34 protein-coding genes are annotated in these 24,071 nt (G+C 39.2%); 4 read left to right on the top strand and 30 right to left on the bottom strand.

The window, feature by feature from the left end; all coding sequences use genetic code 11:
- Together NSQ20_RS13520 and NSQ20_RS13515 are read left to right on the top strand one after the other, a co-directional pair.
- Entirely contained in the window at positions 1-1,590 is a 1,590-nt protein-coding gene (locus NSQ20_RS13520) for a response regulator (protein WP_244898339.1), read from the top strand.
- Positions 1,583-2,548, top strand: a complete 966-nt coding sequence (locus NSQ20_RS13515; protein ID WP_340032722.1) for a substrate-binding domain-containing protein — start codon at positions 1,583-1,585, stop codon at positions 2,546-2,548. Before NSQ20_RS13520 ends, NSQ20_RS13515 begins: the two co-directional genes overlap by 8 nt.
- Positions 2,549-2,682: 134 nt before the next feature.
- Here the strand turns inward: NSQ20_RS13515 and NSQ20_RS13510 are convergent, their stop codons facing one another.
- The 8 genes from NSQ20_RS13510 to NSQ20_RS13475 form a co-directional block, all read right to left on the bottom strand.
- Positions 2,683-3,207 (bottom strand): GNAT family protein, encoded by a 525-nt coding sequence (locus NSQ20_RS13510; protein WP_036670493.1) that lies wholly within the window; start codon positions 3,205-3,207, stop codon positions 2,683-2,685.
- 38 nt (positions 3,208-3,245) lie between these two features.
- Positions 3,246-3,569 (bottom strand): hypothetical protein, encoded by a 324-nt coding sequence (locus NSQ20_RS13505; protein WP_340032721.1) that lies wholly within the window; start codon positions 3,567-3,569, stop codon positions 3,246-3,248.
- A gap of 45 nt (positions 3,570-3,614) precedes the next feature.
- Positions 3,615-4,061, bottom strand: a complete 447-nt coding sequence (locus NSQ20_RS13500) for a GNAT family N-acetyltransferase (protein WP_076326777.1) — start codon at positions 4,059-4,061, stop codon at positions 3,615-3,617.
- 442 nt (positions 4,062-4,503) lie between these two features.
- Complete coding sequence (locus NSQ20_RS13495; RefSeq protein ID WP_340032720.1) at positions 4,504-5,082, bottom strand: aminoglycoside phosphotransferase family protein; 579 nt, start codon at positions 5,080-5,082, stop codon at positions 4,504-4,506.
- A gap of 60 nt (positions 5,083-5,142) precedes the next feature.
- A complete protein-coding gene (locus NSQ20_RS13490) occupies positions 5,143-6,075 on the bottom strand; it encodes a hypothetical protein (RefSeq protein WP_340032719.1) in 933 nt (310 codons plus the stop codon).
- A gap of 34 nt (positions 6,076-6,109) precedes the next feature.
- Entirely contained in the window at positions 6,110-6,937 is an 828-nt protein-coding gene (locus NSQ20_RS13485) for a methyltransferase domain-containing protein (RefSeq protein WP_340032718.1), read from the bottom strand.
- Positions 6,938-7,290: 353 nt separating this feature from the next.
- The gene (locus NSQ20_RS13480) at positions 7,291-7,446 is read right to left on the bottom strand and encodes a hypothetical protein (RefSeq protein WP_340032717.1); all 156 of its coding nucleotides are present in this window, start codon (positions 7,444-7,446) and stop codon (positions 7,291-7,293) included.
- Positions 7,443-7,616, bottom strand: coding sequence for a hypothetical protein (locus tag NSQ20_RS13475; RefSeq protein WP_340032716.1), 174 nt, complete (start codon positions 7,614-7,616; stop codon positions 7,443-7,445). The genes NSQ20_RS13480 and NSQ20_RS13475 overlap by 4 nt, the downstream gene beginning before the upstream one ends.
- 157 nt (positions 7,617-7,773) lie before the next feature.
- Between NSQ20_RS13475 and NSQ20_RS13470 the strand changes: the two genes are divergently transcribed.
- A complete protein-coding gene (locus NSQ20_RS13470; RefSeq protein ID WP_036609111.1) occupies positions 7,774-8,223 on the top strand; it encodes a DUF1569 domain-containing protein in 450 nt (149 codons plus the stop codon).
- Between the two features lie 39 nt (positions 8,224-8,262).
- Here NSQ20_RS13470 and NSQ20_RS13465 read toward each other — a convergent pair whose 3' ends face one another.
- From NSQ20_RS13465 to NSQ20_RS13395, 15 genes are all read right to left on the bottom strand, one after another.
- The gene (locus NSQ20_RS13465) at positions 8,263-8,844 is read right to left on the bottom strand and encodes an HAD-IA family hydrolase (RefSeq protein WP_340032715.1); all 582 of its coding nucleotides are present in this window, start codon (positions 8,842-8,844) and stop codon (positions 8,263-8,265) included.
- 48 nt (positions 8,845-8,892) lie between these two features.
- A complete protein-coding gene (locus NSQ20_RS13460; RefSeq protein ID WP_340032714.1) occupies positions 8,893-9,828 on the bottom strand; it encodes an acetamidase/formamidase family protein in 936 nt (311 codons plus the stop codon).
- 87 nt (positions 9,829-9,915) lie between these two features.
- Positions 9,916-10,395 carry a DinB family protein gene (locus tag NSQ20_RS13455; RefSeq protein ID WP_127546051.1) on the bottom strand — a complete coding sequence of 160 codons (480 nt, stop codon included), beginning with the start codon at positions 10,393-10,395 and terminating at the stop codon, positions 9,916-9,918.
- 102 nt (positions 10,396-10,497) lie between these two features.
- Positions 10,498-11,229, bottom strand: coding sequence for an AAC(3) family N-acetyltransferase (locus NSQ20_RS13450; RefSeq protein WP_340032713.1), 732 nt, complete (start codon positions 11,227-11,229; stop codon positions 10,498-10,500).
- Positions 11,230-11,312: 83 nt separating this feature from the next.
- On the bottom strand, positions 11,313-11,852 hold the full coding sequence (locus NSQ20_RS13445; RefSeq protein ID WP_036670481.1) for an AAA family ATPase: 540 nt from the start codon (positions 11,850-11,852) through the stop codon (positions 11,313-11,315).
- Between the two features lie 54 nt (positions 11,853-11,906).
- Complete coding sequence (locus NSQ20_RS13440; RefSeq protein WP_036670479.1) at positions 11,907-12,389, bottom strand: DinB family protein; 483 nt, start codon at positions 12,387-12,389, stop codon at positions 11,907-11,909.
- A gap of 30 nt (positions 12,390-12,419) precedes the next feature.
- Positions 12,420-13,073: a DUF4367 domain-containing protein gene (locus tag NSQ20_RS13435; RefSeq protein WP_340032712.1), complete on the bottom strand. Its 654-nt coding sequence runs from the start codon at positions 13,071-13,073 to the stop codon at positions 12,420-12,422.
- Positions 13,074-13,112: 39 nt separating this feature from the next.
- Positions 13,113-13,667: a helicase gene (locus NSQ20_RS13430; protein ID WP_338708538.1), complete on the bottom strand. Its 555-nt coding sequence runs from the start codon at positions 13,665-13,667 to the stop codon at positions 13,113-13,115.
- 184 nt (positions 13,668-13,851) lie between these two features.
- Positions 13,852-14,379, bottom strand: coding sequence for a YfiT family bacillithiol transferase (locus tag NSQ20_RS13425; protein WP_338708537.1), 528 nt, complete (start codon positions 14,377-14,379; stop codon positions 13,852-13,854).
- A gap of 181 nt (positions 14,380-14,560) precedes the next feature.
- Positions 14,561-14,962 (bottom strand): NUDIX hydrolase, encoded by a 402-nt coding sequence (locus NSQ20_RS13420; RefSeq protein WP_338708536.1) that lies wholly within the window; start codon positions 14,960-14,962, stop codon positions 14,561-14,563.
- Positions 14,963-15,014: 52 nt separating this feature from the next.
- Positions 15,015-15,443: a hypothetical protein gene (locus NSQ20_RS13415; protein WP_338708535.1), complete on the bottom strand. Its 429-nt coding sequence runs from the start codon at positions 15,441-15,443 to the stop codon at positions 15,015-15,017.
- A gap of 190 nt (positions 15,444-15,633) precedes the next feature.
- Entirely contained in the window at positions 15,634-16,158 is a 525-nt protein-coding gene (locus NSQ20_RS13410) for a DNA topology modulation protein FlaR (RefSeq protein WP_338708534.1), read from the bottom strand.
- 200 nt (positions 16,159-16,358) lie between these two features.
- Positions 16,359-16,562 carry a helix-turn-helix transcriptional regulator gene (locus NSQ20_RS13405; RefSeq protein ID WP_338708533.1) on the bottom strand — a complete coding sequence of 68 codons (204 nt, stop codon included), beginning with the start codon at positions 16,560-16,562 and terminating at the stop codon, positions 16,359-16,361.
- Between the two features lie 100 nt (positions 16,563-16,662).
- Positions 16,663-17,064: a GNAT family N-acetyltransferase gene (locus NSQ20_RS13400; protein WP_036670471.1), complete on the bottom strand. Its 402-nt coding sequence runs from the start codon at positions 17,062-17,064 to the stop codon at positions 16,663-16,665.
- Positions 17,065-17,197: 133 nt separating this feature from the next.
- Complete coding sequence (locus tag NSQ20_RS13395; RefSeq protein WP_179086413.1) at positions 17,198-17,419, bottom strand: helix-turn-helix transcriptional regulator; 222 nt, start codon at positions 17,417-17,419, stop codon at positions 17,198-17,200.
- A 153-nt stretch (positions 17,420-17,572) separates the two neighbouring features.
- Between NSQ20_RS13395 and NSQ20_RS13390 the strand changes: the two genes are divergently transcribed.
- On the top strand, positions 17,573-17,860 hold the full coding sequence (locus NSQ20_RS13390) for a hypothetical protein (protein ID WP_036609138.1): 288 nt from the start codon (positions 17,573-17,575) through the stop codon (positions 17,858-17,860).
- A 22-nt stretch (positions 17,861-17,882) separates the two neighbouring features.
- Here NSQ20_RS13390 and NSQ20_RS13385 read toward each other — a convergent pair whose 3' ends face one another.
- The 7 genes from NSQ20_RS13385 to NSQ20_RS13355 all read right to left on the bottom strand — a co-directional run bounded on the left by NSQ20_RS13385 (position 17,883) and on the right by NSQ20_RS13355 (position 23,927).
- Positions 17,883-18,374 carry a GNAT family N-acetyltransferase gene (locus NSQ20_RS13385; protein WP_340029838.1) on the bottom strand — a complete coding sequence of 164 codons (492 nt, stop codon included), beginning with the start codon at positions 18,372-18,374 and terminating at the stop codon, positions 17,883-17,885.
- A gap of 240 nt (positions 18,375-18,614) precedes the next feature.
- Positions 18,615-19,268 (bottom strand): lysozyme inhibitor LprI family protein, encoded by a 654-nt coding sequence (locus tag NSQ20_RS13380; RefSeq protein ID WP_338708531.1) that lies wholly within the window; start codon positions 19,266-19,268, stop codon positions 18,615-18,617.
- A gap of 224 nt (positions 19,269-19,492) precedes the next feature.
- On the bottom strand, positions 19,493-20,038 hold the full coding sequence (locus NSQ20_RS13375; RefSeq protein WP_036670465.1) for a hypothetical protein: 546 nt from the start codon (positions 20,036-20,038) through the stop codon (positions 19,493-19,495).
- A 550-nt stretch (positions 20,039-20,588) separates the two neighbouring features.
- Positions 20,589-21,359, bottom strand: coding sequence for a nucleotidyltransferase domain-containing protein (locus NSQ20_RS13370; RefSeq protein ID WP_338708530.1), 771 nt, complete (start codon positions 21,357-21,359; stop codon positions 20,589-20,591).
- Between the two features lie 201 nt (positions 21,360-21,560).
- Entirely contained in the window at positions 21,561-22,340 is a 780-nt protein-coding gene (locus tag NSQ20_RS13365; RefSeq protein ID WP_338708529.1) for a Cof-type HAD-IIB family hydrolase, read from the bottom strand.
- 211 nt (positions 22,341-22,551) lie between these two features.
- Positions 22,552-23,187: a Type 1 glutamine amidotransferase-like domain-containing protein gene (locus NSQ20_RS13360; RefSeq protein WP_338708528.1), complete on the bottom strand. Its 636-nt coding sequence runs from the start codon at positions 23,185-23,187 to the stop codon at positions 22,552-22,554.
- Between the two features lie 263 nt (positions 23,188-23,450).
- On the bottom strand, positions 23,451-23,927 hold the full coding sequence (locus NSQ20_RS13355; RefSeq protein WP_036670460.1) for a GNAT family N-acetyltransferase: 477 nt from the start codon (positions 23,925-23,927) through the stop codon (positions 23,451-23,453).
- Positions 23,928-24,071: the final 144 nt, after the last annotated feature.

Raw genomic sequence — 24,071 nt, 5'->3', positions numbered from 1 at the left:
GTGATGATTGTGGATGACGAAATTGGAATTCGGGAGAATATACGGAGCTGCATCGATTGGGAAAAGGAAGGTTTTCACTATTGCGGGGATGCACCCGACGGCGAGCTTGCGTTACCTTTAATTCATGAATGGGCTCCGGATATTCTGATTACGGATATCAAAATGCCATTTATGAACGGATTGGAACTGACCTCCATCGTTCGCACTCAACAACCTGATATCAAAATCATTATCATGAGCGGTCATGATGAATTCAGCTATGCCCAGGAGGCTATCCGACTTGGTGTGACCGAGTACTGTCTAAAGCCCATTAGCGCAGCAGAGCTAATCCAAATGCTTCATAAGGTCAGCAAACAAATGGATGAAGAACATCAACGCATGACAAACCGGACGATCACCAAAGAAAAACTGCTGGCCGATCTGTGCGGAGGACTCATCGGTACAACCGATGCGATTGAATCAGCCAAACAACTCTCACTTCCACTCTCGGCCCGGTATTATACAATTGTCATTATCGACGTTCGATTAACAGATGACTCCCGGGACCCGGAATCCCTGATGAAGAAGTTGCTTCCCATACTGGAGGAAACTCGTGATCCCCACGTCGAACTTCTTCCTTATATTCGAAGCCGGACCGAGTTGGTGCTTCTGCTCAAGTATCACTCCGATGACAACATATCCGTATATCTGGAGCAGCTTCGCGGGCGGGTTCGTATGGAACTTGAGCATACGTTCAAATGTAATATTATTCTGGGCATTGGCAGTCAACAGGAACGTCTGCAAGGAATTCATGTCTCTTATCTGGAAGCGGAGGAGGATAAATATATTAATCGACTCACCCTTCAAAACAGAGCTTCTCTACGTGAAATTAACCTGGATGAGCAAACGACTCTTTTTCTCGACAGGAATTCGTTTCTTGAATTTCTCAAAATCGGCAGCCCCAATCTGCGTGACCATTTTGTGCAAGAGTTTGCCGCTCCATTACAGTCCTTCGACTGGAAGTCCTCCTCGTATGGCTTCTATCTGTTGAATGATCTTACGCTGGAGTCATTTCGGCTCGCCAATCAGTTGTTCCGCATGAGTGACCATTCGGATGAGAACATTACTTCCCTGCAACAGACGATTCGGAAGATTACGTGCTGGGAGGATTGTACCCAATATCTGTGTTCCCTGCTTAACCTGTTATGGCAGAGAAGAGCAGCGTGCTCTGGAAAATACAGTGATGTCATTGATCAGGTGAAAGCCTATGTATCCCGTGAATACAATAACGAACAGGTCTCGTTGAAGATGATTTCTGCACACGTCAGAATCAGTCCAAGTCATCTAAGCAAGATTTTCAGTCAGGAAACTGGTCAAACGATAACGGAGTATCTAACTCAGATTCGAATCGGCAAAGCCAAGGAGCTGCTGAAAACAACCAACAACAAAACCTTTGAGATTGCTTACAAAGTTGGTTACAATGACTCTCACTATTTTTCTAATATATTCAAGAAAACAACAGGTTTTACGCCAAGAGAATACCGAACTCAAGGAACCGAGGAATCGCAGGCCAGACCATCAGATATGAGAAAAGAGCCAATGTATGAATAAAGCCAGATTTGCACTTTTGTTTACGCTAATACTTGTGTTCCCGATGATCATTTCATCCGGTTCGGCACACATTCGCCCACAGCAAATGGCTGCAACACTTCCTGCGACTTCACCTGTAGAGAAATCTGCAGCGAGCAAAACTTTCGGTATTATCTATCCAATGACGTATCCAACCTATGAGATGATCACGAAGGATGCAACGGAGTATGCAGGGAAACATAATATTACATTAATTGTAAACGCACCTGATGAAGCTAATACCGAACAACAGATCCGTATCATGGAGAATATGATCAAACAGCATGTGGACGGGATAGCTATATCTCCTGTGGATGCTGCTGCACTTACACCCGTTATTGATGCAGCCCAAGCTGCAGGTATTCCTGTCATTACATTTGAGTCAGATGTCCCATCCAGTCATCGAATCGCTTATGTGGGCGCCGATAACTATCGCACTGGCCAGCAGTTCGCGATGACGACTACACGACTTCTGCATAATCAAGGCATGATTCTTGTCGAGAATGGCTTGGAGGAGATGCAGGGTTTGCAACAGCGGCTTAATGGATTCATTGATTATATCCGCAGTGAAACAGACATCGAGATCTTGGAAGTTCGTTATCATCAAGGGAATGAAGATCAAGCCATGTCCGATATGGAGAACATGATTCAAGCTCACCCTCACTTCAATGCAATTATCGGGCTCGATTTTGTTTCTGTCTCTGCCTCTACCCTGATCTGGAAAGCAAAAGGCCTTAACCGGCATTTAATCGCGTTCGGTGATAGCCCGACCAGTGAAAACGGGTTACTTAACGGTCAATTGTCTGCCGTTATTTCGCAGAATGAAGGAGTCTGGGGTACCAAAATGATGGAGACCCTGTTACTCGCTAGCGATGGTGTGCCTGTGAAGGAATTTATTGATACGGGGATCATTGAAATAAACCAGAAAGAAAGTAATTAAGGGGATGTCCTCCTGTCATTCTGATGACAGGAGGACATCCCCATTTAAATTTTAATACACGTAGTTATTACATCCGTTCATCGAAGTGTTTCTCAAGAAAGATGACTCTCAAGTATGATGTTCCTTTTGAGAAGTCATTTTTTCCATTCGTTTTCTAATATGCTCATCTCGATAAGATTCCAGAATGTATCTTCATATCTTCTCGCATCACGAATAAGTCCTTCTTGTACAAAGCCCGCTTTTTCATAACATCGGATGGCTGAGACATTAAAATCAAATACGCCCAGACTGATCCGGTGCAACTTCTCCTCTTCAAATCCAATTCGAAGTGCCTCATCGATCATTTGCTTTCCATAACCTTTACCCTGATACGGCTTGCCAAGTAGCACCTTACCAATACGCCCTGAACGATTATATCGATCGATACCGCCAAGAGCAATATGACCTACAATCTCCTGAGTTGATTCATCCATCACTTTATAAATGAACTTATTTGAAGTGTTCTTATCATTGGCACCATGCAAATAATCCGATAGCTGCTCTCTGGAAAGTGGATATTGGAACTGAGGGCCGGCCCACTGGAGCAAAAATGCTTCATCCCCACTCCATTCGATCAGTTGATCAAAATCTTCCGGTTCAAAGTATTGGAATGTAATCATGTGTATCCGCCCCTTCTTTTTTTATGTCATATCATAACCTATTTCAGTTCTCTTGTGTCGTCATAATTATGAGTTTCATCAAACGCTCTGTTTCTTATATTCATTTCACGAATGTAGTTTCTGACAACATTCATTGTACTAATTAAACAGATAACTCCACCCAAAATACATATCGCGGCTATCCAATAATTCAGTACAAGATTCACTTGATAAGCACTCGAATCATAACTGCCAGCTGCTGCTGACTGGAATGCTGCATACCCTAGCTTGGGAATCACCTCTTCAATCATTTTCGAGATCGTAATAATCACAATTCCTAACATGATAAAGAGTAATGAGAAAATAATGTGTACACGCTTCAAAGACAAATTACCTCCTTTACAATCCAAATCGCTTGTGATTTGGCACTACTTGCATCTTAGAAGCCGAACAACTTCTCCATCGATCAATCCCTCACTTACGCTGTGAAAACCAAGTGATTCATACAGATTTCCGGCGATACCATTTTCCGGCCTGTGTCCAATCATGATGCGTTTGCAATTCAGCGATTCTTTCATTAGATCAATCAACTTCCTAAGCGCTTCTCTTCCATAACCTCTTCCCTGATATTTTGTATCTATCATTAGAGCAAGAAGCCAATAGTTATCCTCATGATCCGCCTTATCTGAGTACACAGCAAAACCAACCAGATCCGAATCAAAATAAATGGCCATAGGTTGAAAGTCTTCTACTACTTTGGATTCAGCAATCCAATATACAACCGGAGCGGGAAAACTTTTTTTCTGTTCTTCCGTTACATTCAGTTGAGTACATGCATACCAATTATCCACCGATACACGTTTTAAATGAATCATTACTTGAAATTCCTCCTTGTGAAAATTACACAGAGGAATCCCCCGGAACTCTCCTTGGGTCCCTGCGCTAGACAAAAACACCTCTTGCAACTTCATTTCTTCTACTTGGATTCGTATTGTTTCTCATACGACATCACTCCTTTCACGTATATTTCAGCGTTTCAACGAAATTTCACGATTAAGACTTGTTAAAGCTCGCTTGCAGTGTCCATTCTAATCTGCGGAGCCATTCCCTATGTACATCTGGATGAGCATTCTTGATTCGGTTCATGATCTGTATTACTTTGGATGTGGAATATGCCCGAATTAGATCATTTGTTACATCAATATTTGTACGTTCTGTATATGCATTTAAGAAGACTTCTGACAGATCCTTTGCCATGTGAGGGTAATGAAGATGCACAAACCAGACCACCCATGCGATATCAAACAACGGATTGCCTCATCCTGCCCACTCCCAGTCCAAAATGAACATTGAATCGTTGGATAACATGACATTATGTGGTCCGTAATCTCCGTGAATCAGAGTTTGCTCCCCATGATCGGAAATGTCCAACACTTCTTTTACCATGCTTTTGATTCCGGAGGGTACAAACTCAAGTTCCTCCACATCATTAGCGGACTTCGTTTTGACTGGCAGCTCTGCTTCGCAGTCACCTCGTTTGATTGTGTGCACGTCTCTGGCGAGATATATACCAAGTTGCTCATAAATTTTCCTGCCTTGGTCACGTCCATCTTGATCCAGCAGCCTCTGTGCGTTTATTCCTGGAACATAATCCATCATAACAAACAGCCAGTTTTCTTTTTCAAAGCAATCATGCACTCGCGGAGTCACGCCAGAATGATTTAACAACCTTAGCGCGCTTATTTCTGTCCTTGCATCTGTATTTTCTACATGATAGATTTTAGCAATCATCTGCGGATCAGTTCCCTCAAGTAAAAGGGTCGTATTGGTATAACCACCTGTTAGTTTAACAATGTTCACATTCGGAAATCTGTTTAACAAGATGTCATGGTTCACTTCATACATTCCTTCTTTCTTAGTCCTTGAAGTTCAGTCCTCTTTTAGACAACCTCAAACCTAATCTTCGATCTCTGAAAGCATAGGGCTATGTTTAATCAGTTCAGCGATTTCAAAAGATTTATTGGCACCTAACACTTCCCTAACAGCTTCAACCCCCTCTGACTTCCAGACCGAACAGACATATTTAGAAAAAGCATACCCATTCAAAGCATATCCATTGTCCTGTAGCCGTCTGAATAACCCCACACTTTCCTCTACCTTTTCAATATCTGTCAAAATACATACCAGATTGTTCATCGCGATGTGAACATCTCTCTGTGAGTTACTGGATGAATTCAATTGTCTCCAGCTACCTACAACTTCCTGATTTTTTATTTGATCTAATGCTGACCAGTCGATCTTGTTTATCAAATTCAGCGTTTCATCCAGAAGCAGATTTACTTCTCTAACCTCCCCGGCATGATGCAGATAGGCCAGACGCTGTTTGTTATATGTAATCCGGGCAAAAAGAATATTGGACCATGTCTCATCTTCTTGTATAAGCTGGTTCATATTTTCAAGCACACTGTCCATTTCACTGTATCTCTCCAAAACCCAAAGCGAACCACCCAATGCCCGATGGCTCTCGAATCGAACACCTCGGTTGGTATCCAACTTCGGAGCATTATCGCAAGCATATTGGTACCAGTCCATCCAATGATCAAAGTAGTTCCCCAGAGATAATGACAACGCTTGTGTCGAATCCGAAACGATCCAGTGTAACTGCTCCGGGGCGAGATTTTCTTTTCCCCATTTGAAGAATTCCCGGTGATTGGCATAAAGCGGTTCCGGCTCCCTTAACAAGGCATAACCATCTGAAACATTCCAGTAGACCCAGCCTTGTTCATGGACAGACAATTTCCTAGAATGTTCGAAGTTTTTCAGTAACTCAATCATACCCTGATGATCCCCTCGAACTACTAATTCCTGAAAAGAATGAACGATATTCATACCCATCCTCCATCCTTAATTAGTTTCGATTCAGCTAAGTCAATGGCTTCGTGCCGCAAGCTGTAATGAAATTCATCATGGCATAGGCTTCCGGCGAATGATTTATCGCTTCAGATGCTTGTTGCAGCTGAGCAAATTCCTCCGAACTGATCACACCTTTTTCAGCAAAATGTACAAAACGATTAAGATTAAACTGGTGCTTAAACCCTTCTATGCCTAACAGATCACTATGTTGAAGGACAGAATCAATGTCAACATCGATGTATCCGTTCTCAGAAAGGAGACGCGGCAGACTTCTGCCAATTAAGCGATTACCACCGTGTTGTGCTACATAGTCCGAAATTTTCATTAATACCGTATGCAAAGCAGGAACATCAGGATTCACTGCTCCAAAAACGCCGTCATCCACATCAATAATGGCAAGACGGCCGCCAGGCTTCAGTACACGATATATCTCTTGTGCAGCTTCGTCAGGATTGTTCAAGTGAAGAAAGATAAGTCTTGCCACGACAAAATCAAAAGAATCATCAGGCAGATCCATCTGGTAGATGGAAGACTCTACAAATTGCAATCGCGTGGAAGGAATATCTTTCAGCCGTTCTTTGGCTTGTGCTTGCAGTGAACGATCAATCTCAAGCGAGGTAAGCTCGCTGTCCGGCAGACTGTTCAATAGTTGCTCAGTAATGTAACCTGGTCCGCTTCCGACCTCCAATACACGCATTCCATTTTTCAAACCATACCACTCTAGATTTCGAAATTCTTTGGACCACCCCATTACCGCCTGTATCTTTAACCTCTCTAATTCCTCTTGTAAACTTAACACTGCCGTTTGGATACTGTATGTTGAACGCGGATCACTCATATATTCCCTCCTGTTCTTCTGTGGAAAAATAAAAACATATATCCTTAGACCTTTTTCTTCCCTAGAAAAAGGGCAACCTTATGTTGTTTCTCTATCGTTCCACCTGCAGCATCAATGGAATGTTTGATTCGCTCTAGAAGTGAACGCCGAACATCAATAGAAAGCTGCTGATGTTTGGAATTGGTATTTAATAAAGCGACATATTCTTCGCTGGAGCAAGTCTGTATCCAGTTATACTCCTTAACCTCAATATCCGTGAACAAGCCGGATTTTTCTGTTATTTCTTTACGCTCCTGGATAACTTCATCTGGCGAAGGATATTGAGAATCATCCAGATGAGGGGCTAATGCTGTCTAGTGGGAACGAATTTCATTGTGCAGCTGGTCATAGACCGGTACATGAATCGTCCAGAAAAGTCCAATACCGCCTGTATTCTCTAGCAATTCCCAAACCCGGTGGTAACCAACTTCCGGATCAATGAAGTGAAAGGCCGTTCCTGACACAATCAATTGAAATCGCTTTCCTTGGCGTGCCCCGTTCCGCAGCCAATCTCAAGAATGGAATCCTCTTTATTAAGATTCAGATATGTAAAAATATCATCAAACATTTCACTCGGATAGACGGGTCTATATCGTTCATATTCATCTGCTACGAGATTAAACGTTTCCTTATTTTCCAAGTTCGCATCCTCCGATTTCAATTGTGGTTTTCCTATAATACATTGACTAAAGTTACCATATCTTATTATTCTTGATAGTAAGAGGATAAACCTTTCAATAAGAGAATGATGATAGTTTAAGTTCAAATTTTATATCCTAGAGGACTGAGGTGTTCTTGTGAAAAGTATATTTGATACGATCAATGCTGCTGAAATTACAGAGCGCATGGCCCAACTTAGTGAAAAATCCATCCCTGAATGGGGCACGATGCAGGTCTCTCAAATGCTGGCTCACTGTTCAGCATTTCATGATATCCCCTTAGGAAATGCTTTTCCACCTAGAGGATTACTTGGGAGACTTATAGGACGGTTCGCAAAACCAATGTTTTATAATGACAAGCCCTTGCCCCATAATATGTCTACGATCCCGACAATCATTATTGATGATCAACGACAGTTTATAGAAGAAAAAGAAAAGCTTGAGCAGCAGATTAATATCTTTCAACAAGGTGCTTCAGAAAAATTCTCCCGCCACCCCCATCCCTTCTTCGGAAAATTAACAGCCGAGCAATGGGGTAAAGGCATATACAAGCATTTAGATCATCATCTAAAGCAATTTGGAGTTTAGCAGGTAATATTCGGAACTTATTGGTTTCTGGATTACATTCTAAATTAGCAATGACTCAACTTCATTAACCCAATCTCCTTCTTCGTCAGCCAGTAAAGTCCTCCAACCAAGTAGTTTAGCAGAATGTAAATTTTTCTCTTGATCATCTATAAATAGAACCTCTTCTCCATCTGCCAGGAAGGTCTCTACCCGTTGGTATATCTCAATCTCAGGTTTGCATAAACCCACTTGATTAGAGATAGTTACACTTTTGGTAAATGAGCTTAAACGGCTCAGATTCGGCTCAATCCATTCCTTACAATGATTGCTGAGTAGATGGATATCGGCGGACTCACTCCATCGCTCAAGGTATTGAGCGGCTGGTAAGGGAACAATCGAATTGTATAAGATGTCCTTCGCTCGGCTTATTGATAATTCAGGATACATCTCCTTCAACGATTGCCAGAACTCTTCTTCCCTCATCATTCCTGTCCAGAGCTTTCGTTTGATTCCTGCAAAATGTACTTTCAAAGATTCTGCCGATAGGTTGGTTTCCTCACTCATATCTTTCCAGCACGTCAACGACATATTACTTAACAAAACCCCTGCGATATCTAAAACGATCTGTGGTCTGCCTTTCATTTTATCGACCCCCGAGTTCAACTAATACGACGTATAACAGTCCTTAAGTCACTTAAAAGCGTCATGCGGAAGGACAGCATGTACACCCTTAACGCCATTCACAATTTGGGTGATACGCAGGTCAATTACCGCGCTTCCAAGTGCAATCGCTTCCACTCGTTCTAGTCCGTACAACTCACCCATCAGATTGAGCATCCCATCTAATGCTTCAACCGTAGCCTCATTCAGATCTTCATGAAAACCGAAGGTAATCCAGCCGGATGGCGTATGTGCACGAGGATTGGTCAAAATCATATCATCAATCACATTAAGCGTGACATCCACCACTTTCATCGGACATTCAATGGCCTGACAGCTGACTTCACCGTCTCCCTGCCGTGCATGACCATCACCAATCGCGAGATAACCCCCGTCTACGGGGATAGGTAAATATAATTTACTTCCATGCACCAGTTCCTTGCAGTCGATGTTCCCTCCACAATAGCGAGGCGGCCAAGTCGTATGAATTCCACCTGACTCTGGCGGCATGCCCACTACACCCATAAACGGCGAGAGAGATACAGTGAAGGACTTTCCTTTTATTTCACAGCTTCCACTCATCGTTCGGCGATCAAGTGTCCAGTTCAGCGACAGTTCTTCAACCTCTGTTAGATGTAACTTCTGGTTCTGCCAGTTCAGATATCCGCCAGCGGAAGTAAACCCGTAACTCCCGGGTACGATCTCATTGAAAATAATCTCCAACGTCTGTCCTTGCTTCGCCTCATCGATATAGATCGGACCGATTAAGGCATGACCTCCATCTTTTTCACCTTGACGATCAAAAGGTTTCATGCGTTCCACATAACTCACACCTGTTCCCCAGCCCGCATCTAGCGTCTGAAAACGAATGGAATCACCAGATTTCACGCTCAAAATGGGGGTTACCTCATTGGTAAATGAACCGATCAGATTTTCCTGAGTTAATTCAATCGTATGACTACTCACTACAATCCCTCCCTGGTTTGGGATACATATTATATTCAAAGCAAGCAACATGCTGTGTTCCGTGTCACCCCCTGCCTGCTAAATCCTTTACGCTTCAAGGTTGGCAAGATATTTCTTCAACGGTTCCATATGATGCTGGTCATGCCATATAAAATCTTTAAGGTATTGGGGAATATAAAATACGTTCCCCTCTGCGTCCAAATACGTCTGATGAAGCTGTTCCTCCGATAACCCTCGAATGTCATTCATAATTTTATGGCGGTACGTGATAGCCTTATTTACGATTTCGGACGTCTCTGTGCGGTTCCCGTACTCAATAGCTTTGCGATTAAACTCTTCAAAATCCATTTGTTTCAACGTAACTGTCTGCTTCAGAGCAATCTTCTCAATCGCTTCTTTGTAAAAATATCTATCCCATAACATCATGTGGCTGACGATGGATTTTATCGTCCATTTCCCTTCTTCCATGCTGGAATTCCAGGTCTTCTCTTCAAGATGATTCATCGTCTTGACAAACAACGCCCATTCTTCAAAAGTTTGAAGCAAATGTTCAATCTCTTTAGTCATGATTACATTTCCCCCTTCTATCTTTTTTGAAATGATTCACTGCTCGATATGTTCTCTTCGATTACGATTCATCCATCCCAAAGCATAATCAATCATCTCTCTTTAGGGTATCAGATAACTCACAGATTCCCCTACCATTCCTTCGGTAACAGCGTTAGTCTGGATCTTAAACTCATTAAAAATCAATTCAAAATCATCTGATTCATTGTTAATATCATCGTATGTAGTCCATTGCTCAATTCCATCCACCAGTATTTTTACTCCCCAGACTTTTGGCTTAACAAATGTATTCTGCTGTTTATACTCGGCCAGATGCAAGGAGGTGTTACTATTTGTAGGCGCACCAAGTAACAGAATGTATCCACTCAAATCATAGATTTTTCCTAACGGAGATTTCCCATTTAATGCATAATGCAAGTTGTGATCATTCATTATCCGTTTTGCCTCTTTCCCCCAGGCAGCAAAAGACATGTGCGGATGTGAGCTTCGAAACACACCATCTTGCCTCCGAAACACCTCAGGAATGATGCCCATATACGAGGTTGGTGTTAAATCAGGATAATAAATAGGCATATTGTCTTTGATGAACTCAATTTCCTCTGAAGACAGGTTCGTATCATGCTCTGAAGGTTCACAAAGATGTTCTGTTTGAGTGGGCATGACAATGGTTCCATTGGTTCCAACGGCTTCTTCCAGAGCTAAAATAACACTTACCGGGCCACCTATAACCTTACCTATTGCTTTGAAGGAGGAATGAACGATTATCGTCATGCCCTTCCTTATCCCCATTGCCTTTAAATCATTAACTACACTTTTTCTTGTTTGTAATTCCATTGAATTCCTCATTTAATCTTCAGACCAAAGCAGACAAAGTTGTTACTAGATATCGATTCCACTATAGCTTCGTAATATAATTTTTACATATTTTTCAATGGTTCATGATGGTTCTTGAACAGTGCTGCAATAATCTTCTCTGCACATTCTTCCGGTGTGTTCATACTTGTATCAATCGAATACCTATAGTTGATGTTTTGGGCCATGATTTGATGCTGCTCATCCGATTGCTCTTCTCTGCGATCACCACGCTCAATGTTCCGCTGACGACAGATATCGAGAGGACAGTGCAGTTCAACGATATCCAGTGGATACCCTACAAAAATCTGTTTGACTTGTTCATAATGCGGCGCGAGCTCCGGTCTTTCCACAAGAATGCCATCAATCAGAACATGCTTTCCATGGTCTGAAAATACTTTTGCCGTATGATACATCATTACTATCGCTTCACTCAGATACTTCCAGTAATCCGTCTGAAGATGTTTATCACCAATCGTATTTTCAAATAAATCATTAGCCACAACATAGAAAAACGGATCATCGTATGATTGCATCGCCTCTACAATTGAAGTTTTACCGGAGCTGGTTACACCGTTCAAAAATATAATTTTGCCTTTTTCCATGATAGTCATCTTCCTTTGCTTAAGTATAATTTCATAAATGTAATACAGCGTGTACTACGTGTGTTTCATTGATTTTTTGAGCAGCATGATTTGGCCAATATGATAGGCATTATGAATACATAGGTTTGATACAACTCCCCACCATGGCGCGTTGAAATAGGCAGGGATTTCACGGGTCAATTTATGTTCTTCACTATCTTCGAGTGCCCTGTTCCAATCACTAAACACGGTTTTCAGTCTATGTAATGTCTTGCGCCACTCCACATCATTCAGGTTAGACGTATCTATGTCGAATGTATCCTCATTATTCACTGAATTCTGCCCGTTGACCTGTTCGGCAACATATCTCTCAAGCCACTTCTCATTCCAGAAAATAAGATGATTGACGATCGCCCAGATGGAGTGCTCCCCCTCATTCTTTACATAAGCGGCCTCCGCCGCATTGAGGTCTGTCAAAATATCATGAAGCGGTATAAACCAGCTCTTGTCATGATAACAAGCGTTTAATTGGTCTATGAGAATAGTTTTGTAACTCATCGTTGCACCTCACTCTGATTAATATAAAATTTATCCGTTCATTGACTTCGCAATCTTCATCACAAGATCTTCTGACATGTTTCCGCCAATGATCTCGTATTGTAGCGCCTTCCCATGCACACCCTCTTCGATCCATATCAATTGGGAAGTTTCGTTATTGAAAATATAAAATGCTTCGACGCCACGTATGGCTACCTGTTTAACCTTAGTACCATCATGATCAGGCAATGCGATCCGGCTTTTTGTTGTCCCGAAAATATTAAGTTTATAACCACCGTATTCTTGATACGTGAGGCTGATGCCCACAACCTTCTTATTAGGCTTCAAGTCTCGAATCACTACATTTCTGCCTGACCTGTTACTTTCTTCAATCATTTCATCAATTTCTTGCGGAGTTAAATTATCAAATCCATAAAATACATGAATGGCATCTATATCAGAATCAATCGGAAATTTCGGCTGCCATGGAGAATAATGTTTCTGCAATTGTTCCAAACCGTCTCCCCATGAAATGGGTGCATAATTGGTCTGTTGCGTGAATTGGTTCTCTATAACATCTGCGGTGTATATCGCTTTCCCGTCACCAGGCTTTAAGTCAATGACGATTCGGTCAATCGCATTATCGCGTAAGGATTCAATTTGAATTTTTCCAAGCACATCTCCGCTTTTGTTTTTGATATCCATTGATCTTCACTCCTTTCCTTTCAAAACATCTTCCCGATCCTAATACAATAGAAGCTGAGCCCTGCAAAAGATAAAGCGATCATGAGGACTCCAAATATGCAAATGGTCGGCAAGATATCCTCGTAACCATAACTTGTCGTTTATTCGTCTGAGATAAAAACCTTTTGGAAAATCATTTTCCTCCGTAAGAGCTTCAGATGCTATGGTAATAGAGCCGGACTGAGCTTTGTTACCCTCTGAAATATTGGTAGAACATATCTCAGGCTGATCCAAATATTGCATTCTTAGATAAGGTCCTAACTCAACCGGACAACATTCTAGCCCAAGATCATTTGCTCTTCGAAAGAGCTGAAAAGTCATAGCACCATCCGAAAATCCAAGTTGTCTGACGGTCAACTCAACCGTTTGCAAGCTTTGCTTTGTGCCGGGAACTACAAATCTCTCATCATTTAACAACTGTTCTCCATATTTATTCAATAAAATAGAGTGTTGGTCCAGTTTCTGAATAAGCTCTGGTTTTGTTAAACCGCCAACGTCTACTATTCTAATTTCAACTGCGCAATCAGGGTATACTTTTTCATCTTCAATCAACATTTGTATCCCCCTAAATCAAGATTACTTCTATTTGAATTTATATTTAAAACGTAGTCACTCATCTAGTTCTGAATTCGTTTACATACAAATGCTCAGTAAGTGGTAGCAGCAGGCCAAGGCTTCTAATTAGAAACTCAATTCACTTTTACACATATGTTACCTCCACACTTGAGATGTATAAGACCTACCACCCCTGCGATGTTATACAAGATTTAATTTGAGCAATATGATGCTGCCCGTGCCATACAAATCTTTGAATCGCGATATCCAATGAAATTGTACCTAACACTTCTGTTTGGAATTTTCGTCTAAACCGATCGGGATGTAAACCATGTAGCAACGTGAGAAATCGCTTGTGCAGTATCTCCATCAGCAAAATTGAATCTTCGATGGGCGTATTCCTGTAATCATGTAATGATGCCCATAAATCCTCTCGATATGAGCTTGCCACCGGTTCATCTTCAGTCAAGGCTCTCTTAAATCTGATATAAGCGTTCATGTCATTGTCCGCAAGATGGTGCACAATCTGTGTGATTGTCCAACCGCCATCACGATAAGGAGTACAACGTTGATCATCATTGAGATGTTCTGTAACCTCTCTTATGGTCTTCGTAATTCCGGGAATTTGATCAATGATGTGGATTCTGTCCTCATTAGAGAGTTTAAGATTTGGCTCAAAGTGTCCTATCGGAAAGCGTACATTTTCATCCAAGGTTGACCACCTCTCCATTTCTCTACTATAGAACCAAATCATATCCAATATAACCCACAATGTTCCATTTGCGAAGTGTAAAAGCAAAAAAAGAAGCAACCTTTGTTCCCGGGCTGCTCCTTATATTAAACTACTCTCATATCTGTATTTGGATTAGAAAACTAGGATCTGATGGATGTCCTTATTCTGAAAATTCAATCAAAAAAGGATGGCTTTTCTCATCTAATGCATTATGAATTCTTTCATAGAAATTCCCCCATGTTATCATTTGCCCAGCTTCTTCTAAAGTAAAGTAGCCCACTTCTTCACTTTCATCACTGGTAGTTAAAGCTCCACCAATCGGTTTTCCAGTAAATATATTGTTGCATACACCGCGCGTTATGTTCTGATACAAACCACAAAATTTTATTAATTCAATGTCAATCCCTGTTTCCTCTTTCACTTCTCTGACTGCTGCCTGCCTAATAGTCTCTCCTTCTTCAATACAACCTTGAGGCATTTCCCAGCCTCTTCGACCTTTCATAAGTAAAATCTCATTATGTTCATTGAGAACGATTACACTAGCAGAAACGATAAATTTCATTCTAATTCCTCCTATGGTGGTTTAAATAACCACTCTTCCTCGAATGGAATAGCTAAATGCCTAGAACTGAAACAAAATCTTGAGTTGTTAATTGCTTTTCAACCCATACAACAAACTCTATGATTAATTCACGAAGTCTCTGAACACTATTGAGAAAATCTTGTTGAAACTCATCTTTAGAACTGCCAAAGAAGAAATATACATGTTCATTTATTAATTCCATTGTTACTTTTTCATCAAGGAGATTAGCAAGCGTTTTCAAATCCTCAAGGATCACCTCCCACGTTTTTCGATGTATTTCGTTAAATGCATAATGATCATATCCAGAAAATATATTTTCTATTGTTTTCTCTACAAAGCCGAATACTTCTTCATCAAAGTAAATTGAGTCCTCATTCCAACATTGCCCAAGGTACTTTCCGGGTAAAACTTCAATATAACCAGTTCCTTCAAGTTCTTCCCTATCTCTTATTATCTTCATCGTTCACCCTCATTAAATAGTTTCGTCGATTTCACATACTTATCTGTATATAAGACCCAGCGTAGGCTGGGTGTACTGCTTATTGGGCCCAAGGATCAATGTCCACCGTTTAATTGTTATATTACCTTCTGGTCCTCTACCAAAACTTCTGCTGACAGAGGGACGTATATCCCGATGTGTAAATACGGAGTTATGTGATTTCACTGCCTTCATTGAGTAAACTTATCATTTGCCTGTTGGTTTTTAAGATTATCACTTTGTCTTTATAAGGGGACAAGAAACTACAGATTTCTTTCCGATTTGTACTATTAAATTTATGATTCCAGATAAGCATTTCAATTAGTCCTTTTAATGTTTGCTTGTATATAGATCTTTCGGCGCCTATTCTTTGTTTAACAAATCTCATGATAATTCTAAAATGTCGAATCAATACATTAGTATCTAGGTAATAAATTACATCTGCTCTTGAAAAGCTATCAGAAAGCCATTTATAATATACTCCCTCTACAATCCAACTATCATTATCAATTATTTTATGTAGTAATTTATCTCTCATGTCTGGAGAATTCTTTCCTGAAAACTCCACTTTACTGCTCCACATGACTGTATCTAGTTCGTGAATTTTTATATTTAACTTCTCTGACAAAACTTGACCAAGGTATGTTTTTCCGCTACCAGTTGAACCTATAATATGAATTCTTAAAGGTCTAGACATAATTAGCTTCTCCTCTTTAATTTATTGCAGTGATTTCTAATCACCTTCCTTTTTTTATGCAGTTCAACAAACTCTCGGAGGTGTCTGCCAAAATATCAACTTCGAAATCCATTTAGCAGACCAAGGCTCCGTTAGGAGCCGTTGCTTTATGTCATACGACGGAATCTCAATTTTGGTTAACAGCAGATGTTATCATCCCATCATTGATCTGCTATATGCTCCAATAGATCTCCAGGCTGGCATCCCAATGCCGTACATAATTTATCAATTACTTCTAAAGATACATACTCATTCGTATTGAGTTTTGCCATCGTTGCCGATGAGATCCCCGGGATTTTTAATAATTCCTGCTTCTTAATCTCCCTGTCAATCAATAATTTTTGAAATGGTTTATAACTTATCATCTGGTATCCCTTCATATCCGAATTGAAGCTTTATATAGGACCTTCTCAAAAACAAATTCATCTAATCAATTCTCATCTGATCGGAATCTTTACTTCAATGCTATACCATATCTGAAATAAACATGGCTTTAGTTCCTTCTTCTGGCTTAAATCCAAATATTCCATAGAATTTTTCTGCACTATCATAGGATATAAGTACTTTTGTTTTGACATTAGAATATCGACTAAGCATTTGTTCCATCATTCTCTTTCCAATTCCTAATGATTGATATTCTTTGTGTACTAACATGTAATGAAAATATACTGTCATCACGCCGTCAGACAATGCATTTATTAAACCAACTAATTTGTTATCATCCCATGCAGTAATAACCGTATGCGAGTTGTTTATTGCTTGTCTAAGATCTTCTGGGAAATCTCCTGATTTCCAGTCAACCGAGTGAAACAGTTCTTGAATTGCTTGTGTATCAATGTCTTTTACTTCTTTGAAAATGATTGTCATAATATTGCTCCTATGCTTGTTGTTTTGATTGGGAGTATTGGATAACGTTTCTGTATTCTTGAACCCAAAGGGGGAGCTGCTGAAATTCCTTCTCAAAATCTATCCACAGACCAAGGCTCCGGACCTTCACTATTTATTTTTCTCCTGGTACGTATTCGATCAAATCAGATAATTTACAATTAAATGTATCGCATAGCTTGAATAAAGTTTCCAGCTTTGTTGTTTCTATATTTGTTTCCCTATAGAGTTTATTGATCGAATTCCGGCTTAAGCCCGATTTTGCCATCAATTCTGTTATATCATCTATTCGATGTTCTGCCATGAGTTCTCGTATATTACACTTGATTATGTTCATCTTTTCCCCTCCGTAATTCTATCTTATCTTTCATATTAGCAATCATCAACTGAAAGCGAAGTTTTAACTCTACAAAGTCAAATATTCACCTTGCAATTAACTCTAAGAGGTCATATAATAACTTTATAGAGTTAATTAAAGGAGGAACTAAATATGATTAATACTGTAGAATCATTAACAGAACCACTGATAAGAATACGTTTAGATTTGCTCTATACTAAGCTTCTGGAGTGTCATAGAGAGTACACTCAGCTTTCTGCTGAGACAGATGAATATTTTAAAACACTTCGTGATGCTTTGCCCGATCAACTTCAACATACAGTTTTTCTTTACGAAGACGCACAAATCTCACTCCAATCCATCCTAGAAAGAAGTATCTACATACAAGGTTTCAAAGATGCCCTACAACTATTTAGTGAATTGCAGAATTCTAGTATTTAGAGGGTTTTATGACCCTCTTTTTCTAATTTCTTGTACTAAATTCTTGTATATATATTTTTCGATCTTGTGCATAGTGTTCAGTGTAGTTAGTTCCTTTAAAACTTTCTATTACACTTCTCCAAAATGTCCTTGCCGGAAGATTGCTCTCCATTTGCGAAATCTTCCAATTCGCTTTGTACATCTTAAATGCTTCTATTGCTGCTTTACGACCTATGCCCGATCTTCTGTATTTCTGTAAAACCATGAAATCGTATATCACATGCGTCGGATCTGGATCAGTATCCATATTCTCAAAAAGGACTACTATAAAACCAACGAGTTTACCTGCTACTTCTATAAAAAATGGATTCCATCTTTCGTCGCCTTCCCAATAATAATTTATGTTTACTTCGAATTTTCCGTTTCTATCTATATCTCGACCTGTATATTTACTGAAGTCATACTCGTACAATTCATATAAATTGATTAGTATACTTTTATCTTCAGAATTTACTCGGACAAGTTTTAATTCCATGTTTGCATCTAACTCCTTTTTTTCAATGCACTTCGCGGTTTCACCTAACGTATGTCAATTCCTGACTTTGATTCCCCTTAGATAGCTCTTATCTTAAGTAAAATTAAAGTGTCGTATGGATTCATTTCATCGAAACTTCGCAGGCGACCAAGGCGTGGTATCCCCCCAGCTTGAATACATTGTTATGTGCCGTTACTGCTTCGAGGCATCACCTAAAAACCTTTGATCCAGATTCCAACTTTATTTTTTACTTTGGTATAAAAACTCAACTTCACCATCTAGCAAATATCGATATTCAAATAATTGCATTGTTCTTTCCCTAATTCTCTCCCGTATAACCATGCCTAGGCTTACCGATCCTTGTGTTCCAAGGTAACCATTATTAATAAATGTCTTCTCTACAAATTTTGTTTCCTTTAAGTGATACTGTAACCATTCTTTCTGCGATTCGATTAGTGCTTCTCTTGGTTCTCTATCCAACTTAGAAAGAAGTTTTTTATATATTTGATTCAACTCTTTATCCCAAATCTCTGTATATTTGCTTTCCAACGCCCCCCATCCCATTGTTGTAATAATCTCTTTTGAATTTTGAGCCTCATCAAATTCCACTTCATAATCATGATCTATAGGATTTCGAAGCATTTCATCATAAAATTCTCCTTTCAATTCATAGTTCCCAATGCTAATGGATAACACTTCATTGTTAGAAGCATCTGATCGACCTTCAGTTATTTCTTTCGGTTCTGTTCCATTACCTGTACTCACTTCATCAGGAGACAGTTCAGAATTCATTTTTGATTTAGTTTCGCTGTTCAAGGTAGTCGAATGACTACTATTTTGGCAAGATGAAAACACTATTGTAATAAAAACTAATAAGAGTATCTTACCTTTCATAAGTTTTCTCCTTAAATATTATCTTTAATATTTACAGGTAATGGCGCATAACGCTCTCCGCATTCACGAACCCGAGAGGCTTAAGGTTGCCGCGGCGATAAAACGAAGTAATCGCCTTGCTGGGTCGAAGACTTAGCCTCGCAGGTGTTATCGCTGGATAAGCTTCCTCGAAATGCCTCTAACGGACCGAGGGAGCGACAGCGACCGAAGCGTTGAATGTGTTGTTATATGCTTCCCGGGCTTCCTGAGTCATCTCTCAGTTCTTTAAGTTCATGTTTTAATTTTTCTATCTCTTCATCTTTACTAGCTATTATACCGCTAAATTTATCATCGATATTTTTCAATCTATTTTCTACGTCTTCAAAGACCTCTAGTACGTTATCTATTTCTTGGTCTGATTTTAGTCCGATTAGGAAAACAACAATACCTAAACCTAAAAGAACAATTGCATCATTTAATTTCAAAATTAATTCCTGTTCCCAACCAAGTGTGAGATGAGGCAATGCTACTATAGAAAATGCAGTTAAGAATAGTAGAGAGAGTTTTAAAAATCTAAGAATCTTCCCTTTCCAACTATAGTATTTTTCTTTTTCCCTTTTTAATTGCTCAAAATGGTGAGTTGTTAAATCAAATAATATGAAAAAGAAGCCAGCAATAGAGAAACTAAAAGTAAATACCGGATTTAAAATTACAAAATCAGTTAATCTCCAATAGCCTAAGAACATAAAACATAAACCTATAAATTTTGTTATTGCGTTTGTATTGAACAACTAAACCTCTCCTCGGGGTGTAAATTCTTGCCTGATTGTATATAACGTTGTTGTATGTAATTTATCGTCTTTAAGTATATTTTGTTTTATTCGATTCCAAATTCTGATCTCTTCAGTTCCTATTCCCTCGGAAAGATAATCATCAAATGAAGATATTATAACTATCATCAGCATAAATTTCTCTTTGTTGTTAAATTTATTATTTTCATAATATGTAATAAATTCATTTACTTTCGAAGAATCAGCCAACGTATATTCCCAGTCCTGTGAAAACGGAGTAAGTGGCGGTAAATGTAATTTCTTTATAATACTTCAATTAATTCTTTATCAGCAAACTTAGGACTAGTCTGCCCCATTTGTCCGCACCTCTTATTTATTTCTTATTACAGCAATTTTCTAACGTTTTGTATTGACGACGTCCTGGCCCCTTAGAGTCGCTACTTATAGTTGTGAGGCTTGCCGAACACCTAATGAAGTAACGTCCCGACTGACTTAGGGGGCTGGATAGGGTCACTCGCTTCTCAGAGTGACCCCGAGCGTCAATATGGTGTCAGTTGAATGAATTTCTGGAAGCAGCCATTGTATTTAGAGCGTTCTCAAAATAGCGATATACTTCATCTGCAATTCTCAAAAACTCTTCAACAAGTACATTGCTGCAATCCAAGTAACAAGCATATAGATACTCAACTAAAGCGGCGTTAATCTCACAATAGTTTAATATGGCATTCTTCATCTTAATGATTTCATCTTCCCATACCCCTGTATCTTCTAAAACCAAAGAGTATAATGCACGAATTAATCTCTTAGAGTAACCTTTAATATATCTAGTTTTCATTGAGTGATCACTAACATTAGAAAGTGATCGATGTACACGATCTACTTCCTCCTTGGTATCTGTATTTAAGTCTAAAATGAATTCTGGAGAAATTATGATCGGGGGTACTTTTTCACCAATGTCCTCCCCATGTATGCACACACAAATGATCTTAACCCAAAAACCCCAATCGTTCGGTCTACTTAATACATCATCAATCGAGCAAATGATCGTATCCATCTTAGTGACGAATGAATATTCTTCCAAAAGCCTGTCTTTAATCATTGACAATCTTTCGTAATCAATATCTTCGGGATTTGCACATACAATAGTAAAGTCTGCATCTGACTTAAAAGGTTGAGCCGTTCCTTTGGGAATCGAGCCACACATATAAATGCTATGAATCTTATCTTTGAATTCGTTAAGAATATGATCCACATACTTATCAACCAAATCCTTATATTCACTTTGTATTGTAATTCTATTTATAACTTTTTCTAATATCATATAGACTCCTCCTAAAAAAAGAACTTCTTTCGGCTAACGTTTTTGTATTCCTGACGTTCAAGCAGCTTAACGTAGGGAACGGGTCAATAGACTTAACTGATTGAATGTGTCGCCTTAATCAACTTCTCCGATATCCTTCTTGGCGACCGAGGAGCAAGTGCGATGGTGTATGAATGTACTGTGAGATAAAGTAACCTTGAGTTACCCACAAAATCTTTCTAGACTTACAGCAACACCGTTTTCATCATTATTAACGGTTATTTCATCAGCGATTTCCTTCAATTCCCTAATCGCATTTCCCATAGCAATAGAATATCCCGCCATCTTAAAGAGGCCTACATCATTATGATCATCACCAAATACAATAATGGAATCCAATTCTACATTATATAATTCACAGAGTTTAGTAATTGCCATTTCCTTAGATGCCAGAAGAGGCATGATTTGTACTAATTTATTATTATCCGTAATTAGTATATTCACTCTACCCTCGAATTTTTCAAACAATCCAGAATTGTGATTATTGCCAGTCAGAAGTATCTTCGTGGCATCATATTGCTTTAATTCTTTTAAGGGTTTTACTATGGGGTTTGATTGTGTGTTCATTGAGCTCATATAATCAAGCTCTCTTAAACTAAACCACTCATCCTTCACTTCCATAGTCAGTTCAATTTGAGGGTCACACTTCAAACAGTAATCAAGAATTTCTGTAGTTACATTAGCAGGGATTGATTCATTAATTTCTATCTTGGTTTCCTTACATATCACTTGAGCTCCGTTGTAATATACAAAAGCCCCGATATCTACTAATCCTTGTGGAAGCAAACAATTAACCGCCCTGGGCGGTCGAGCTGTTGCAAATATTATTCTCATTCCTTTCTGATAACAAGATAAGACCGCATCTACGTTTCTCTTAGATACTTCTTTTTTTGAATTTAATAATGTTCCGTCCAAGTCAAGAACTACAGTTGAATACTTCAATGAATCAACTCCCAATATAAACTGCTTCGTTATTTTATTTACCGTTGTTGTATTTACGAACCCGAGAGACTTAAAGGAGCGACTGGGTCGAAGACTTATCCTCACAGGAGTTGTCTGCTGGATACTACTTCCTCGAAACCCCACTGACAGCCCAAGGGGCGTAGCCCCAGCGTGAATACGGTGTTTGCAAGATTTCAGGGGCTTCTTCGATTCAATGTGCTTGGTTCATTAAGATTGAGATATATTCTTCATCTTTAAGCCTTGTCACCTTACAGTTCTCATTGGATTCAAATTCTACTATTCTCTCTTCAATTGTTTTATTAGTACTATCTTTAAATATGTCCTCTCTATCATAGTGAGGAAAAATAAGCTTGTCGGTTACTCCTAATGCCTTAAAATCCGTTAAATTCATTGTGTTCATTTGTGGAGTAAAGAAATCGACAATGTTAATATTCGGCCCCAGTAATAACGTTCCTGCACTTACTCCAACTATAATTACATTCTGTGCGGCCAGTGTTCTGATAATTTCATCAGCACCACTTTTCTTAGCGTAATACAATAGTGTAAATGGATTCCCACCATTAATATATATAACATCTCTATGTAAGAGTATTTGCGGGTCATCAAATTCAATATCTACAAAATTGATATGCTGAAATCCCATGTCCTTAAACTCTTGCATTGCTCTTTGTGCATATCTATTAGTTTCTTTTCTAGGGGATGCTGTTGTAATAATTGAGACTTTTAATTGAGAAATATCTCCATCAATAAAATCCAGAAATTGATTTTTAATATCTTCAGTATAAAAACCACAAGAGGTTAGTAACAAGCTACTTATTGAAATCACCGTCCTTAACTAATGATTTATCTAATCTTTATAATTTATTTAGGCTTTCTCTTGATTTCCTATAACGTTCTTGTATTCACGAACACTCACTGGCTTAAGCGCGACAGCACGGGTCCGACGGACTTAGTCAGTGCAGGATTGTCGCCTGACCCATCTCCCTCGATATCCCTCCCAGCGACCTAGGGCGAATACCAGATGCGTTAATATGATATTAGATGATTCACCTTATTTTTTCGAATTACTACATAGAAGTCCTGCTTGCTTTATAAGATCAGTTTTGCGAAAATATCGCCGTCTTCATCTAACTCCCCTGTTTCTACAAAACCAAGAGAAGAATAAAGTTTCCTTGCTACCTTATTCTCGGGCGAATAAAGAATCACGACTTCTGAGGCCTTTCCATGCGGCAAAGTTCGAAGTAACTCAATTGACTTTTCTATTGCTTTTTTGCCATATCCTTTGCGCTGATATCGTTTATCTATCATAAATCTATATATGTCATAATAATTTTCAGAATCTTCACTCTCAGAAATAACATATGACATTGCGATAAATCCAACCATCTTATCATTACAATAAATCGCATATGGCATTGGAATAAAACTGCTTTTATTTGTTATAACAACATATAATTCCGCAAGAGTATAAATAATAGATGCTACAAATCTGCCTTGCTCTTCCTCAACTCTTAAGTCCAGACATTCTGAAAAATTATCAAATGTTATTTTCCTAAGTTCTATCATTTATGTTTCCCCCTTAAAAATGAAATGCACTCAAAAGTATTAGTCTTTATTGATTGGGGATTTCATCTAACGTTCCTGTATTCATGAACCCCAACGGTTGTCTGCTGAATTGCCTCTCTGAATTCCTTCCCGCAGACCAAGACT

The sequence above is a fragment of the Paenibacillus sp. FSL K6-1122 genome, from assembly GCF_037977015.1.
Taxonomy (GTDB): domain Bacteria; phylum Bacillota; class Bacilli; order Paenibacillales; family Paenibacillaceae; genus Paenibacillus; species Paenibacillus amylolyticus.
The sequence above is the reverse complement of the archived record's forward strand: the minus strand, read 5'-3'. Positions and strand labels throughout refer to the sequence as shown.